The organism is Sorangium sp. So ce1153 (genome assembly GCF_051521595.1).
Lineage (GTDB): Bacteria > Myxococcota_A > Polyangia > Polyangiales > Polyangiaceae > Sorangium.
Genome location: NZ_CP150361.1, coordinates 10,008,323 through 10,023,295, shown reverse-complemented (window position 1 = coordinate 10,023,295; position 14,973 = coordinate 10,008,323). Strand labels below are relative to the sequence as shown.

At 73.7% G+C, this 14,973-nt stretch carries 11 protein-coding genes; 6 read left to right on the top strand and 5 right to left on the bottom strand.

Features of this window, described 5'->3' with window-relative positions:
- Positions 1-137: 137 nt before the first annotated feature.
- On the top strand, positions 138-2,159 hold the full coding sequence (locus tag WME85_RS36125) for a zinc-ribbon domain-containing protein (RefSeq protein ID WP_437827636.1): 2,022 nt from the start codon (positions 138-140) through the stop codon (positions 2,157-2,159).
- Positions 2,156-3,412 (top strand): hypothetical protein, encoded by a 1,257-nt coding sequence (locus tag WME85_RS36120; RefSeq protein WP_437827635.1) that lies wholly within the window; start codon positions 2,156-2,158, stop codon positions 3,410-3,412. Before WME85_RS36125 ends, WME85_RS36120 begins: the two co-directional genes overlap by 4 nt.
- 63 nt (positions 3,413-3,475) lie before the next feature.
- On the opposite strand, the gene WME85_RS36115 is transcribed toward WME85_RS36120, so the two are convergent.
- Entirely contained in the window at positions 3,476-5,734 is a 2,259-nt protein-coding gene (locus WME85_RS36115) for an alkaline phosphatase D family protein (RefSeq protein ID WP_437827634.1), read from the bottom strand.
- Between the two features lie 202 nt (positions 5,735-5,936).
- Here WME85_RS36115 and WME85_RS36110 point away from each other — a divergent pair, with 202 nt between their 5' ends.
- From WME85_RS36110 to WME85_RS36100, 3 genes are all read left to right on the top strand, one after another.
- Entirely contained in the window at positions 5,937-7,391 is a 1,455-nt protein-coding gene (locus WME85_RS36110; protein WP_437827633.1) for a DUF6986 family protein, read from the top strand.
- Between the two features lie 57 nt (positions 7,392-7,448).
- Entirely contained in the window at positions 7,449-7,790 is a 342-nt protein-coding gene (gene uraH / locus WME85_RS36105; protein ID WP_437827632.1) for a hydroxyisourate hydrolase, read from the top strand.
- Between the two features lie 278 nt (positions 7,791-8,068).
- Positions 8,069-9,211, top strand: a complete 1,143-nt coding sequence (locus WME85_RS36100; RefSeq protein WP_437827631.1) for a formylglycine-generating enzyme family protein — start codon at positions 8,069-8,071, stop codon at positions 9,209-9,211.
- Between the two features lie 258 nt (positions 9,212-9,469).
- Here the strand turns inward: WME85_RS36100 and WME85_RS36095 are convergent, their stop codons facing one another.
- Positions 9,470-10,168, bottom strand: coding sequence for a TetR/AcrR family transcriptional regulator (locus WME85_RS36095; RefSeq protein WP_437827630.1), 699 nt, complete (start codon positions 10,166-10,168; stop codon positions 9,470-9,472).
- A gap of 280 nt (positions 10,169-10,448) precedes the next feature.
- On the opposite strand from WME85_RS36095, the gene WME85_RS36090 reads away from it, so the two are divergent.
- Entirely contained in the window at positions 10,449-10,886 is a 438-nt protein-coding gene (locus tag WME85_RS36090) for a CHRD domain-containing protein (RefSeq protein ID WP_437827629.1), read from the top strand.
- A 176-nt stretch (positions 10,887-11,062) separates the two neighbouring features.
- Here WME85_RS36090 and WME85_RS36085 read toward each other — a convergent pair whose 3' ends face one another.
- The 3 genes from WME85_RS36085 to WME85_RS36075 all read right to left on the bottom strand — a co-directional run bounded on the left by WME85_RS36085 (position 11,063) and on the right by WME85_RS36075 (position 14,888).
- The gene (locus WME85_RS36085) at positions 11,063-12,607 is read right to left on the bottom strand and encodes an allantoicase (RefSeq protein WP_437827628.1); all 1,545 of its coding nucleotides are present in this window, start codon (positions 12,605-12,607) and stop codon (positions 11,063-11,065) included.
- On the bottom strand, positions 12,586-13,941 hold the full coding sequence (gene allB, locus WME85_RS36080) for an allantoinase AllB (protein WP_437827627.1): 1,356 nt from the start codon (positions 13,939-13,941) through the stop codon (positions 12,586-12,588). Before allB ends, WME85_RS36085 begins: the two co-directional genes overlap by 22 nt.
- A 68-nt stretch (positions 13,942-14,009) precedes the next feature.
- Positions 14,010-14,888 (bottom strand): MBL fold metallo-hydrolase, encoded by an 879-nt coding sequence (locus WME85_RS36075; protein ID WP_437827626.1) that lies wholly within the window; start codon positions 14,886-14,888, stop codon positions 14,010-14,012.
- Between the last annotated feature and the right edge of the window lie 85 nt (positions 14,889-14,973).

Here is a 14,973-nt window from a genome sequence, read left to right as displayed (position 1 = left end):
CGCGCTGGCGCCGGCGCCGGCGGCGTGGGGAGCGCCCGCCCGCTCCCTCGCCGGCGTTTCCGGTGGCGTGGCCGGCGCCACGGCGGACCGGACGCCCGGAGCCTGACCGCGCCGTGGTTCCTCGCTACCATGGCGCCATGCATTGCCCGCATTGCGGGAAACCGATCCCCGAGGGCTCGATGGCGTGCCCGCACTGCGGCGCTGCGCTGGGAGCCGCGGGTCCCCACGGCCTGAAGCCCGTGGCCCGCACCATGGTCGGCGTCGCGCTCCCCGATCTGCTCGGGCAGCCGCCGCCCGCCCCGGCAGCGCCGGCCGGCGCGCCCCGCGGCAGGGCCGCGCTGCCGCCCATGGCCGGCGCGCCGGGCGCCGGGTCGCGCACCATCGTCGGCATGCCCGCCGCTGTGTTCGGCGCGGCGCCCGCGCAGCCGGACCCGCGCCTCGGCGGGGGTACGCTCGTCGTCGGGACCCCGGCCGCCCAGGGAGCGCGCCTCGATGCGCCCGCCGCGCCGTACCCTGCCGCGCCGTACCCTGCCGCGCCGTACCCCGCCGCGCCGTACGCCGCCGCGCCGCACCACCCAGCGCCGCACCACGCGTTGCCGGGCATGCCGCCGCTCGAACACACGGTGCCGATCGCGCCGGCCCTCGGCGCAGCGCGCGGTCCGGCGCTCCCGCCCGCCGCGTCCCGCACGCTGGTCGGCGTCGCCCGGCCCGGCATCGCGCCGCTCGCGCCCGGCGCCCCGGCCGAGCTCGACCCCGGGCCGGAGCCCGAGCTCGACCCGCGCTACCAGCCGGCCGCCGAGCTCGGCGCGACGATCGCGCCCGCGCGCTTCCGCGCCCCGGCGCTGCGGAACCCGGCGCTCATGCACCCGCAGCGCCTGAAGCACCGCCTCGGGCCGCCGCCGCCCAGGAAGCGCGCCCGCACCTCGCGCCGGGCCGTCGCCGTGGTCGCCGCGGGCGGCGTGCTCGCGCTCGGCGCCGTGCTGTTCGCGCTGCTCTGGCCGAGCGCGCCCCCGGTCACCGCGCGCGCCCGCGCCGACGCCGGCGGCCGCGAGGTCATCGAGCTCCGGTGCGACAGCTGCCCGGACGGCACGGCGGTCTCGATCGGCGAGGGCCGCGCGACCATCGCCGGCCGCGTGGCGCAGATCCCGCTCGCGAGCCCGCTCTCCGTCGGCGAGAACCGGATGAAGGTCGCGATCGACCGCCCCGGGAGCGGGCGCGACGAGACGGTCGGCGTCTCGATCCACGTCGCCTACCGGATCCGCCCCGACCTCGGCACGCTGCAAGGGGAGCGCCCCTCCATCCAGGTCGTCGTCGAGGCGAGCAAGGGCACGCAGGTGGCCCTCGACGGCAAGGAGGTCGCGCTCGCGAGCGGCCGGGCGGTCGAGTCGATCGACGTCACCGAGTCGATCACGGAGCTCTCGGACGAGGCGAAGACGCTGACCCGGCAGGTGCCGTACACCGTCACGCCGCCTGACGGCCCGCGCGAGCAGGGCGTGGTGAGCGTGGCGGTCGGCATCGTCCCGCTCGCCATCGAGGCGCCTGGCCCGAGCGTGGTCATCGACAAGGAGAGCTTCGTGCTGGCCGGGCGCACGGCCCGCGGCGCGCAGCTCCTCGCCGGCGGGCACCCGATCGCGGTTCGCCCCGACGGCTCGTTCGCCCACGTGATGAACGTCTCGTCCGTGGGCGCGACCCAGTTCGAGGTGCGCGCGAAGATGCAGGGCATGGCGCCGCGCATCGCGAAGATCGCGGTGCGCCGGGTCGACCGCATCGAGACGGCCGCCAGGGAGTTCGCCGGCCGGAGCCCCCTCGGGTACGCCGAGCTCGCCGCGGGCGGCAAGGACCACATCGGCAAGCCGATCGCGCTGACCGGCGAGGTCCTCGAGACGCGCCGGCAAGGCTACTCGACGCTGCTCCTGCTCTCGGTGTCGCCCGCTTCCGGCTGCAAGGAGGGCGGCGCGACCGCCGCGAGCGCGGGCCCCGGCGGCGCGCTGGGCGCTCCGGGGGCGTGCAAGGTCCGGCTCGTCCACGGCGCGGAGAACCCGGCTCAGCGCGGCGACACCCTCACCGCCTACGGCACCGTCGCGCCCCCCTTCACGGCGCCGGACGGCGCCGCGGTCCCCGAGGTGTCGGTCGAGTTCACCCTGAAGGGCGCCAGGTGAGCGCCGCGCGCGCGACAGAGCGCCGGCCGCGCCGCCTCTTTCGGGCGGGCCTGGTCGCGGCAGCAGCCCTGCTCCCGGCCGCGGCGCCGCTCGCCTTCGCCGACGCCGTGGACACGAGCCGGCCGCACACCATCGTGGTCGGCGCGCCCCGCGGCTTCGCCCCGAGCGAGCGGATCGACGCGCGCCGCACCGGCCGCTCCGCGGCGCGGCTGCCGTTCCCCGCGCGGGAGGCCTGGCGGCGGCAGCTCCGCGGCGGCATCGACGCGGCGCCGCTCGCCGACGCCGAGGGCGATCTCGTCCTCACGCTGACGATCCCCGAGGTCGTCAAGCTGGGCGCGGACGGCCGCGAGCGCTGGCGCGTGCGCATCGGCGACAGCGCGCCGCTCGCGCCCGCCGTGATCACGAGCGACGGCACCGTCGCGATGATCACCTCGTCCGGCGTCGCCCTCGGCCTCACGCCCGCGGGGGGCGTGCGCTTCGCCGTCCCCCTCGGCCTCCGCGGGCGCGACGCCGACGTGACGCCGCTCGCGCTCGACGACGGCGGGCTCGTCGCGGCCGTGGGGCGCTCGCTCGTCGAGCTCGCCGCCGACGGCAGCGTGCGCGCCCGCGCCGAGCTCCCCGACCGCGCGACCGGCGCCCTGCTGGCGGGCCCGGACGGCACGCTCGTGACCACCGAGTCGGGCGCGGTGCTCACATGGCGCCCGCCGAGCGCGCCTCGGCGGCTCGGCGAGCTCGGCGGCCTCCCGCGCCGCGGCGCCGCGCTGGCCGACGCCCGCACGCTGCTCGCGGTCGTCGACGGCCGCCGCCTCGTCGCGCTGGATCTGCCGACCGGGACCACCGGCGTCCGCGCCGGCAGCGCCTTCGGCGCGCTCGACGGCCCGCCCGCCGTCGGCGCCGGGGGCGTCGCCGTCGTCCTCTCCGCCGCCGGGCTGCTCCTCGGGATCAACGCCGCGGGCGACGAGGCGCTCCGGGTCGCCATCGACCGACCTCCGGCCGCCCCCACGGCCGACGCCGGGCTGTCCGGCCTCCTCGGCCCGGTGGACGCGAAGCCGAGCCCGCCGGTCGTGATCGACCGCGCCGGTCGCGTCGGCTTCGCGCGTTCGGGTGGTCGCGCCGGCGTCGTCGAGGCAGACGGCAATGTCTCGATCGCCGCCGAGCGCCTCTGCTCCACCCCGGTCGCCGTCGTCCCCGCCGGCGAGGAGCGGATGGCTGTCGCGTGCCGCGACGGCACCGTGGTGATGCTGGCGCGCTGAGCGCTGCGCTTCGCCTCGGCGCCGCCCTGCCGCGCGCGGCCGGCGGCCCGTGTCATCCGCCGATCAGGCGTCCCAGTCTGCCACTTCCGGGTTCCACTTCTTCCATTTGCCGCCTACCTCCCGGTACAGATCGCGCGTGCCCGCGACCGTCTTGAACCGCTCGGTCGTGATCTGCTTTTTGAGCGCGGCCTCATCGGCTTCCTCGTACAGGGGCGCGGCGAGGGCGCTGTCGGGCAGCATGTGCAGGGTGACCACGAACTCGTCGGCGTTCGCCTCGGCGACGCAGAACCCGTTGCCCGCAGCCTTGCAGAAGGCGAGGCGCGGGTTGACCTTCGTCATGTCCTCACCCTCGCCCGTCGTGCTGCCGACGAGGTAATCCTCGATGCCTTCGGCGATGTTCTTCGCTTGAGCTACGTCCTTCAGTATCGGATGGGCCGCCACCTGCTTCCGCAGCAGCGAGCGGTATGTGGCCGACGAGATCGCGGGCGCGACGAACTCCAGGATGTTCATCGAGGAGGAGGTGTCCTCCGCCGGCGTCCCTACGAGGAAGGCGTGCAGATCGCCCGTGATCGTCACCACGTTATCCTGCGCGGCGAGCGTTTCGAGGACGTCGTTCCTCTCCTTGCGGAAGCCGTCCCAGCCGTCACAGCTCATGTACAAGCGCGGTCTGAGCGGCGAATCTGCGGGGAGGGATGACGCGATGTCGATGGTGAGCTGCGAAAGGCAGCACTCGTTACCCCACACCTTCCATGTGCTCTTGGACTTCTCGATCGTGTCCTTGAACCACGCGCTCTGCGCGTCCCCCATGACGGGGGCGTCCCCGGCGAAAGTCGACACGGCATCGAAGGGGTCCTTGAGCACGAAGTAACGCGACCCGAACTTGCTGTAATAATCGGTCTTCCCGAGATCGGCGTAGGATATCCCGCGCTCCCAGAAGGCGTACTCGCTCTCGGGGATGAGGTCCAGTGGCTCTTCCCTCTGCTCGTTCAGCTTCGCCACGATCGCGTTGACGAACATGGCGTTGATGACGCGTGGCCTCTCGTTCTGCAGGTAACCGAAGCTCGGGTCGAATCCGAACGCGGCTGCGGCCTCCTCCAGCGCCTTCCTGTAGAGACCATCCTTGTAGGCGTCGATGTCGCCGATGTAAGGGCTCGCAAACGGGGGCCTCACTGCTCCGAATTTTTCCTGGAGCGACGCGTCGTTGACGATGACCTTCCCCGGGAACGCGTCCTCCGGGATCAGGTGATCGGCCCGGTAAGAGCGGAGATCCGTCATCACGAGGTGGACGTGCTTCCCGAAGGTGAAGTCCCGGTAGATGGTGATGTCCTCCGGGTACGCGGCTGCGCTGCTGTACTGGAAGTCCTCTCCCGCGCGGTAGTCGACCGGCATGTACTCGAACCAGGCCTGGTTCGCTGCCTTGCGCCGGTCCTCGTCCTCCCTCTCTGCATATCGGCCGTCGAGGTAGGTCGCCGTCGCGCCGTGGCAGTCGTCGGAGAACTCGTGATCGCTCCAGGTGGCGATCATCGGAAAGCGCTCGTGCACCCGCTGGAGCGCCCGGTCGGCCCGGTAGGTCCGGTAGAGCTCCCGGTAGTTGCCGAGCGACCTCGCGGCGTGAAACTCGATGTCATCCGCCTTCAGGGCGATGGCGCCTCCCACGTCGGAGAAGGCGATCTTGCGCTCCTGCGACGGGGCCTGGGAGCTCGGCTCGCCGGTCGTCTCGTAGATGTAGTCCCCGAGGTGGACGACGAAGTCGATCTCCTGTCGCGCCAGGGCCGCATAGGCGTTGTAGAAGCGACCGACGTAGTCCTGACACGACACGAAGGCGAAGCGCACGGGCACGTCCGCGTCGGGCGCCGGCGCCGTCCGCGTCCGGCCGACGCGCGAGCTGAAGCAGCCGTTTCCAGTCGTGTAGTAGAACCGGTAATAGTACGTGGTCCCGGGGCTCAGGCCCTTCACCTTGACCTTGACGCAGTGATCGAACTCCGCCCTGGCCGTCACGGGGACCCGCGTGCCGCCCGACCCGGTGGCGGCCACGGTGCTGGAGCTCAGCCTGAGCTCCACCAGCTGGGTGAACGCCTCGTCGAGCGCGACGACGAGCGCCAGGTTGAGATCCGTCCTCCCGTCGCCGTCGACCAGCCGGGTCCACAGCACGACGCTCTCGGGCGTCGGGTCCCCGGAGGCCACCGACTGGGGGAAGAACGTGTCGTCCTCGTTCACGTCGCACGCGCCGGTCATCCCCTCTTCTTCGGAGCAAGCTGTCGGCACGACCACCGAGCCAGCGGTCACCAGGGTGGCGCGAAGAAAGTCTCGACGTCTCATCATCGATTGAAGTCCTCCAACGACCGATACACCCCGAGCGCTGCGCGCGCAACGGCGGCGCCGGGGCCGCCCGCCCGAGCGCTCCTCGGGCTCGCCGGGGCGGCTCAGGCCGCAGCATGGCGCCTCCCTGCGACGAGCGCGAGCGCTACTTGACGTGCCGAGTCAGGCGGCCTCTCGTGTGCGCCCGACCTGCTGAAAGCACACCATGTTCCAGACAAGCCTCTCCCCTGAAGCGCTGCGCGGCGCGCTCTCGCCCCTCCGCAGCGGGCATTCTGTTTTCGACCGCACCGGCGGCCGCGGCGCGTCGTGCCACGCGCGCCAGCCGATCCATACCGTCTACGGCGGCGCCCACCTGTTCAAGGCCGACACGGCCCGCAAGCTCGGGGCGGTGGCGCTCGGCGCCCTCGACGAGCACGCGCCCGACTTCGCCGCCTTCGCGCGGGCGCTCGGCTTGCCGGGGGCGGACGAGCTCCCGGAGCACCCCGCCGAGGCGCTCGCCCTCGCGGCCGCGCTCGACGCCGGCGCCCTCCCGGCGGGCCCCGCCGCCGGGCCGGCGCGGCTCGCGCGGGCGGTGCACGCGCGCGTGCTGGACAAGCTCCGCCGCGAGCCCGTCGAGGACCTGCGCATCGATTTCGAGGACGGCTACGGCGTGCGCCCCGGCCACGAGGAGGACGCGCACGCCGCCGCCGCCGCGCGCGAGGTCGCCCTCGGCATGGCCGCGGGCAGCCTGCCCCCGTTCCTCGGGATCCGCGTCAAGTCGCTGGGCGAGGGGTGCGCCGAGAGGAGCCTGCGCACGCTCGACATCTTCCTCTCCACGCTCGTCGCCGCGTCGGGCGGCGCGCTCCCGCCCGCCTTCGCGGTGACGCTGCCGAAGGTGGAGGCGCCCGGGCAGGTCTCCGCGCTGGCCGACGCGCTCGACGCGCTCGAGGTCGCGCTCGGCCTGCCGGGCGGCGCGATCCGGATCGAGCTCATGGTCGAGACGACGGCCTCGATCTTCGGCCCGCGCGGGGAGATCGCGCTGCCCGGGATGGTCGAGGCGGCCCGCGGGCGGTGCGCGGGGGCGCACTTCGGTGCTTACGACTACACGGCGAGCTGCGAGATCACGGCCGCTCACCAGCACCTCGCGCACCCCGCGTGCGACTTCGCGCGGCACGTGATGCAGGTCGCGCTGGCCGGCTCGGGGCTCTGGCTCTCCGACGGCGCGAGCAACATCCTGCCCGTCGCGCCGCACCGCGCGCGGCCCGGCGGGGCGCCGCTCACGCCGCAGCAGGTGGACGACAATCGGCGCGCGGTGGTGAGCGCGTGGCGGCTGAAGTACGGGCATGTCCGCCGCGCGCTCGAGAACGGCTACTACCAGGGCTGGGATCTCCACCCGGCGGAGCTCCCTGTGCGCTACGCGGCGGTCTACGCCTTCTTCCTGGAGGGCGTCGAGGCGACCGCGGGGCGGCTGCGGAGCTTCATCGATCGGGCCGCCCGGGCGACCGTCGCCGGGACGGTGTTCGACGACGCGGCGACGGGGCAGGGGCTCCTGAACTTCTTCCTGCGCGCGATCAGCGCGGGCGCGATGACGGAGCGCGAGGCGGCGGACCGGACCGGCCTGACGCCGGACGAGCTCCGGGAGCGCTCGTTTCATGCCATCGTGACGCGCCGGAGCGCGTGATATGACCCGTCAGAAGCGGAACGCACCGCGGGGATGCCTGGGCACCGGGGAGGAACGATGAGCGCGATCACGACGCACGTGCTGGACACGTCGCGGGGCCGCCCGGCGAGCGGCGTGCTGGTGGTGCTGGAGGTCAGCGACGGCGGCGGCTACCGGGAGGTCGGCCGCGGCACGACCGACGACGACGGCCGGCAGAGAGGCCTGCTCGCGCAGGGCGAGCGCCCGGTGCCGGGCACGTACCGGCTCACCTTCCACACCGGCGCCTATTTCGCGGCGTTCGGGGCCGAGAGCTTCTATCCCAGCGTCTCGATCCTCTTCGAGGTCCGGGACCCGGCGCAGCACCATCACGTCCCGCTGCTGCTCAGCCCTTTCGGCTACACCACGTACCGCGGCAGCTGAGCGCGCGCCCGCGCGAGCGCGCCATCCCGCAGAGCGTTCGGGGGCGCGAGCAGGTCGCCCGCACCCCGCCGCGCGGTCGGGAGCGCGAGCAGGTCGTCCCTGGCGCGCTCGGATCGCATCGCGGCGTCGGCCCGGCGGGACGCCGCGCGGTTGCGCGCATGATACGGTGGACGGGGCCCGGCGCTGGGGCATTGGGAGGGGTGACGGTGGGCTCTCTACGAACTCGGTCGGTTGAAACTCGGGGTTGCCCGCGCGCGGCTGGCTTGCTGGTGGTCGCGATGGCCGCGCTCTGGTCGGGGTGCGAGTCGAAGGAGCGGCGCTTCGTCGATGGAGGCGCCGCCACGGGGGCTGGCACCGCGGGCGGCGCAGCAGGCGGTGGGCCGGCCGCTGCGGGAGGGGGCGGCGGCGACGCTGGTGGCGGCGACGCTGGTGGCGGCGACGCTGGTGGCGGCGGGGGGATCTCGGTGGCGTGCTCTCCCGAGGAGGCGCGGTGCGCCGGCGAGCTCGTGGAGGTGTGCGGCAGCGATGGGCGGTGGCGGGATGTCGGCTGCGCCGGGTGGTGCGGCGCGGGCTCCGAGAGCTTGTGCATCGTGCCGCCGAGCTGCCGCGAGGGTGGGTCCGGCGCCGGCGAGGCCTGCGGTTCGGAGCGGAATCAGCCCTGCTGCGCGAGCCCGCGCGTTCCGGGCGGCGGCTACGACCGGAGCAACGACGCCGCGCATCCCGCGGAGGTGAGCGACCTTCGCCTGGATCGATACGAGGTCACCGTCGGACGATTCCGCAGGTTCGTCGAGGCGTACCCCGGGAGCCGGCCCGCCGCCGGCGCGGGAGCTCACCCCGGGCTCCCGCGGAGCGGCTGGGACGAAGGGTGGGACTCCCGACTGCCGGCGAGCCAGGCCGCGCTGAGAGAAGACTTGAAGTGCAAGGTGGGATTGCACTCGTGGACTGACGACGTGGGCGAGAACGAGGCCAGGCCGATCAGCTGCGTGAGCTGGTTCGTCGCGTTCGCCTTCTGCGCCTGGGACGGCGGGCGTCTCCCGACAGAGGCGGAGTGGAACTACGCGTCGGCCGGCGGGAGCGAGCAGCGGGAGTATCCGTGGGGTAACGCGTTTCCGAACGCGACGTACGCCGTGTACGACGCGGCGGGCAGCGCGGTCGTCGGCTCGAGATCGCCGAGAGGCGATGGCCTGTGGGGGCACGCCGACCTCGCGGGCAACCTGTGGGAGTGGACCCTGGACTTCGAGGGGCCGTACCCCGATCCGTGCCCTGATTGCGCGAACCTCGAGGGGGGCTCTGCGCGGGTGATCCGCGGCGGCAGCTGGTGGCAGCCCGAGCCGGAGGACATCTCTACTTCCTTCCGGAGCGGGTGGGACCCGGCCGATCTCACCGACGCGCTCGGCGTCCGCTGCGCGAGGCCGCTGTAGCGCCGGCCGCGCTTCGCGGCGGACGGCGCCGCGGGGCGCCGCTCAGGGCGAGATCAGGTAGATGACCGAGAAGGCCACGACGAGCGTCGCGGCTGCGAGCGCGATGAGCTTGGGCATGGTCCAGTCGCCTTCGGTCCTCGTTTGGTCTGTGCTCATCGTGTGCCTCCGCCGTGCTCTCTGCGCGCCTCGCGCGCCCGTCTCCTGGCAGAAGGCGGACTCGTCGTCAACCCTGAGCCGGCCACGACGGACGGGAAGCGCTCACGCGGGGGTCTCCACCGCTGTTTCGGCCGCCCCCGCGCCCTTTCCGCCCTGCTCGCCGCCCGCGTGGATGATGGCCAGCCTCACCACCTCTGGCAGCAGATCGGCGAGCAGGTCGCGCAGCGACGTCCGGTCGAGCTCGTGGCGCTCGACCCAGTCGAGGCTGGTCGCCTCCACGAACCCGATCCACCCCCGGAGCGCCACCCGCAGCGCCGGAGGCCGCTCGGCCACCGGCGCGTCCGCGAGCAGCTTGTCGAGGAAGCGGCTGCGCGTCTCCTCGATGATGGCCAGCACCTCGGCGTCGGAGCCGATGCCGCCCCGGAAGACGGCCGCATAGGAGATCCCCTGTCGCTCGACATAGGCGAGGTAGGCGTCCAGCCCGGTGCGCAGCCGCTCGTCCACCGGCAGATCGTCGACGTCCAGCGACCGCTCGACGAGCTCGCGCGCCGCTTCGCGCAAGACGGCGATGTAGAAATCGCGCTTGGTCGGAAAATAATGGTACAATAGCCCTTTCGAGATCCCTGCGGCCTGCGCCACCTCGTCGATGGCGACGTCGTCGTAGGCGCGCTGGCTGAAGAGCTCGAGCCCGAGCGCGAGCAGCTGCGCGCGGCGAGCGTCGAGGTCGAGCCGCTGCCGGGGCGGCTTGCCCTCACCGCGCCGGGGCGTCGCGGCGCGGGACGGCTTTCGGGTCGAGATCATGAGTGGGCGGGTACCTTACGCCGCCACGGATCCGGGTTCAATCGCGGCAGAAGCGGCGACTCTGCTTGATGCATTGCGCGGGCGGTGTCCCGTCGCGTCTTCGATTCAGCCCGACGCGGACGGCGGCGACGAGCGCCCGTGTCCGTCGCCGCGCGCGCTCACCGCGCGCCTCGCCGCGCGCCCGTGGCGCAGCGCGTCCCTGCGGCGCGGCGGGCCGGCGTCGTCTTTGCTCCTGCGGCGCCTTCGCGTTGCGCATCCCTGGGATGTGCAGGAGGGAGACATGCAGCGTTTCACGATGTCCGCTCTGGGCGCCGTCGTCCTCGCGACGTCGCTCGTGCGAGCGGCGTTACCGGAGCGCCCGGTCCGCCCGCTCACGGCGGCGCTGAGCGGGCAGGACGAGGTTCCCGGCCCCGGGGATCTGGACGGGACCGGGACGGCCCGCATCGCGCTCGACCCTGTCCGCGGCGAGCTCTGCTTCGACCTCGCGGTGGCCGGCATTGCGCCCGCGACCGCGGCGCGCATCCACGAGGGCTCCGCCGGCCGCGCGGGCCGCGGCGTCATCACGCTGATGCCTCCGACGGGCGGCAGCTCCAGCGGCTGCGTGACAGCAGAGCGCGACGACCTGAGGGCGCTGCTCCTTGATCCGGCGAGCTATTACATCGCCGTCCGCACCGCCGATTTTCCCGACGGCGCCCTGCGTGGCCAGCTCGCGCGGTGAGCCCCGGCGGGGACACCACCGCGCGACCGCAGGAGTCTTCGCCGGGTACAGGGACAGTCCGATAGCGCACCAGCGCTCTCGATATCTCATCAACCTCTCGGACGAGCCTCAGGCGATGGACGGTAGGCGCCCGGAGAGGCGGCTCGCCGGGCAGCTCGGTACGCCCTGTCAGCTGGCTAGCCGCCCCGGAGCAGCTTCTTCAGCCGGATCTCCGCGATCTTCCGCTGCTCCTCCGCGGCGATGAGCAACTCCTCCTCCGGCGTGTGCTCGATCCGCTCGCGCAGCGCCGCCAGCATCTCGTCCGCGCTCTTGCCCGTCGCGCAGAGGATGTAGATGAACCCGAACTTCTCGTCGTAGGCGCGGTTGAGCCGCGCGAGCGCCTCCCGCGTCTCCGGCGCCGCGGCGCTCATCCCCGCCTGCTCCTGGCTCGAGAAGCGCCGCGCCGTCTCCGCGGTCTCCGCCTGCGCCTTCGTCTCCCCGATGCGCGGGTGCGCGCGGAACGCCTCGAGCCAGTCCTCCGGGGCGAGCCGCGCGAACGCCTGCGCCGCCGCCGCGAGCAGGCGCTCCTCGTCCCGGAACGGCCGCGCCGCCGCCACCTGCGCCGCCCACGCCGACGACCCGCACGCGACGCGGAGCTCCGCCGCCGCCTCTGGCTCCGTGAGCGCGTTGAGCCAGCGGAGCCGCTGCTCCGCCGCCCCGCTCCGGGTCGCCCTGCCGAGGACGCGCAGCCGGCTCACGCCGCCGTCCGGATAGATGTTCAGGCGCACGTGCGTGAACGGACCCGCCGCGCGGAGCTCCTCGTCGAAGAGGTGACGCGTGTGCGCCTGGAGCTTCGTCCGCGGCACGATCTCCCGCCAGTCGCTCGCGCCGGCGAGCTCCGCCGCCGGGCGCCCCGCCGCGTCGATCCCCTCGATCATGCAGCTGTCCGGGTAATTGCCCTTGAAGTGGTTCGTGTCGACCTCGATCCGGCTGATCTCCCCCTGCGCCGCGAGCGCCACGAGCGCCCAGTCGTACCCGGGCCCCCGCCGGCGCCGCGTCTCCCAGCCGTCTCCCATGTTCGCCGCCCGGCCCGGCATGATCAGGTTGTGGCGCACCCCGAAGAACATGTCGCTGCACGAGAGCACGCTCGCCCCGTTCTCCGCGGCCGCGAGGTCGAGCTCCGCGCCAGGACGGTCGAGCCGGCGCCAGTCGGGGACGGCGTCGCCGTGCACCCGCAGCCGCGCCACCCCGCCGTCGGGATAGATGTTCAGGCGGAGGTGCGTGAACCGCGACGAGCAGCTCACCGCGAACGCGTTCTGCGAGTCGCCCGCGAGCGGCGAGCGCGGCAGGACCTCGACCCAGTGGGTCCGCGGGTCGAGCAGCTCGTCCACGCGCGCGTCGGGCCGCGCCGCGCACGCCTCGAGGGAGCAGTGCTCCGGGTAGTTGCCCCGGAAGAACGCCGTGTCGACGATGACCCCGCGGAGGATGCCCGGCAGCCCCAGCCTGACGAGGCACCAGTCGAACCCGGGAGTCCGGCGCCGGCGCGTCTCCCAGCCGTCCATCCACTTCCCGCGATCGGTGTACTCGTGCTCCAGGAACACCGGCTTCGACGCCTTGAGCAGGCTCTCCTTCGGCGCGAAGAACTCGTCGTTCGCCGCGAGCACCGCGCCGCCCAGGCGCTCGGACGCCAGATCGAGCGCCTCCGCGAACGCCGGCCCCGTCACCCCTCTCGCTTCAGCCATCGCCCTCTCGCCTCCTCCGCGAAGCCCCCGCGCTCATAGACCTTCTCGCCGCGAAGGTAGGTGGCCTGCACGACGCCGTGGAGCTCCTCCCCGGCATACGGCGTCACCTTGTGCCGGTGCTGGATGAGCGGCGGCTCGACCCGGAAGCTCGCCTCGGGATCCCAGATCACGAGATCTGCGTCGAACCCGCTCGCGATCTCCCCCTTGCGGCGCAGCCCGGCGAGCCTCGCGGGCCCGCGGCAAAGCCAGGTCGCGAGCCGCTCGATCGGGACGCCCCGGCGGCGGGCGTCGGTCCACACGATCGACAGGCCGAGCTGCAGGCTCGAGATCCCGCCCCAGGCCGCGTCGAAGTCGCCGGCCTCGAGCCGCTTGAGCTCGGGGGTGCACGGGGAGTGGTCGGAGACGACGAGATCGATGAGCCCGCCCTGCAGCGCGGCCCAGAGCTCCTCGCGGTTCTCCCGCTCGCGGATCGGCGGAGCGCACTTGAAGGGCGTGGCGCCGTCCGGGATCTCCTCGGCGGCGAAGTGCAGGTAGTGCGGCGTCGTCTCGGCGGACAGCGCGGCGCCGCCGTCGCGCGCCTGCTTCAGGATGCCGAGCGCCGTCGCCGACGAGAGGTGGACGACGTGCGCCGTCGCGCCCGTCGCCTGGCAGAGCGACGCGAGCAGCGCGATCGCCTGGTCCTCCGCCTCGCGCGGCCGCGAGCGCAGGTAGGCGGCGTACGTCCGCGGGTCGAGGCCGGCGAGCGCCGCGCGCGCCGCGTCGATGGGGCCGGGGAGCTCGGCGTGCACGAGCAGCGGCGCCCCCGTGCCCGCGAGCACCTCGAGGGCGGCCCGCAGGTCCGCCTCGCCGACGTGGCCGAACTCCGCCACGCCGGAGTCGACCATGAAGCACTTGAAGCCGAGCGCGCCGGCCTCGACGAGCGGGACGAGCTCGCCCGCGTTGCCCGGGACGGCGCCGCCCCAGAAGCCCACGTCGACGAGGCACCGGCCCTGCGCGGCCCGCGCCTTCGCCTCGAGGTGCGCGACCGTCGTCGTCGGCGGGATGCTGTTGAGGGGCATGTCGACGAGCGACGTCACGCCGCCCGCGGCCGCGGCGCGCGTCGCTGTCTCGAACCCCTCCCACTCGGTCCGTCCGGGCTCGTTGATGTGCACGTGCGCGTCGACCAGCCCGGGCATCACCACCGCGCCCTGCGCGTCCACGACGGGGCAGCCCTCCGGCACCTCGTCATGGCCGGCGACGGCGAGGATCGTGCCGCCCTGGATATGCACCGAGGCGGGCCGAACGGCGCCCCCGGTGACCACCCGCAACCCGCGAACGATGAGGTCCGGCGTCATCAGGGACGCGAGGATACCACGCGCCGCGCGGGCCGCCGAGGCGGCGCTCGGCGTGTTTCCTGCGGCTTTCAGGCGGCTTTCATCCGCTCGATGAGCCCGGTGAGCTCGGCGCGCATGGCGCCTTCGGAGGCGGCGCTGTAGCGGCGGCCGTGCCCGGGGAGCACCCACGTGAACCGGTGCTCGAGGAGGCGCTCCATCGAGCGGACCTGCTCCGCCCACGAATACCAGCAGACGTCGCGCCCCGCGTGGAGGCGGCCGAGCTCGCCGGAGAACCAGAGGTGATCGCCGCTGAAGAGGTATCGGTCGCGCAGGAGGAGCGCGACGCTGCCGCGCGTGTGGCCGGGCACGGGGATCAACGTGAGGTCCGGGGCGAGGGCGATGGGGTCGCGCCCCCGGACCTTCACCTCGACGAGCGATGTTCCGCCGTCGACGTCGGCCTCGTGGATGACGCGATCGCAGCCGAACGTATCGCGGAAGATCTGGTGATCGGCCACGTCGTCACGGTGGGTGAGCACCATCGTCCGGACGCCGCCGAGCTCGCGGATGCGCTTGAGGAGCGGGCGCGCGGCGCGGGGCGAGTCGACGAGCACGTTGCCCTCGGGCCGCTGGATGAGGTAGCTCGCCGCGCCGTAGGAGGACGACGAGGTGTAGCCGCAGTAGTGAACGCCCTGGTCGAGCGGCTGGGGGAAGGCGGTGACGGCGGCGGTCATGCCCTCGCGGGCGGCGGTGCCGATGGAGGCGGTGGGGCACGAGACGAGCGCCATCGCCGCGCGCAGGTGCTCGTCCGGCGTGGCCGGCTGGCGGGCGACGATGGTCTGGTCCAGGGCGGCCGCGCGCTCGAACACGGAGGGGGCGATCTGGCGGCAGACATCGCAGTCGATACACGTCCTGTCGACGAAGTAATCGCCAGGGGCGTTCTCGGGCAGGCGGTCCTCGGGTCGAGCCATGTCGCTCCCTCAGGATGACACGCGGGCGGCGGGCGTGGGGGCTGATCCAGAGCGGGAGCGCCGCCGCGCTCCGCCGCTTCCCTGA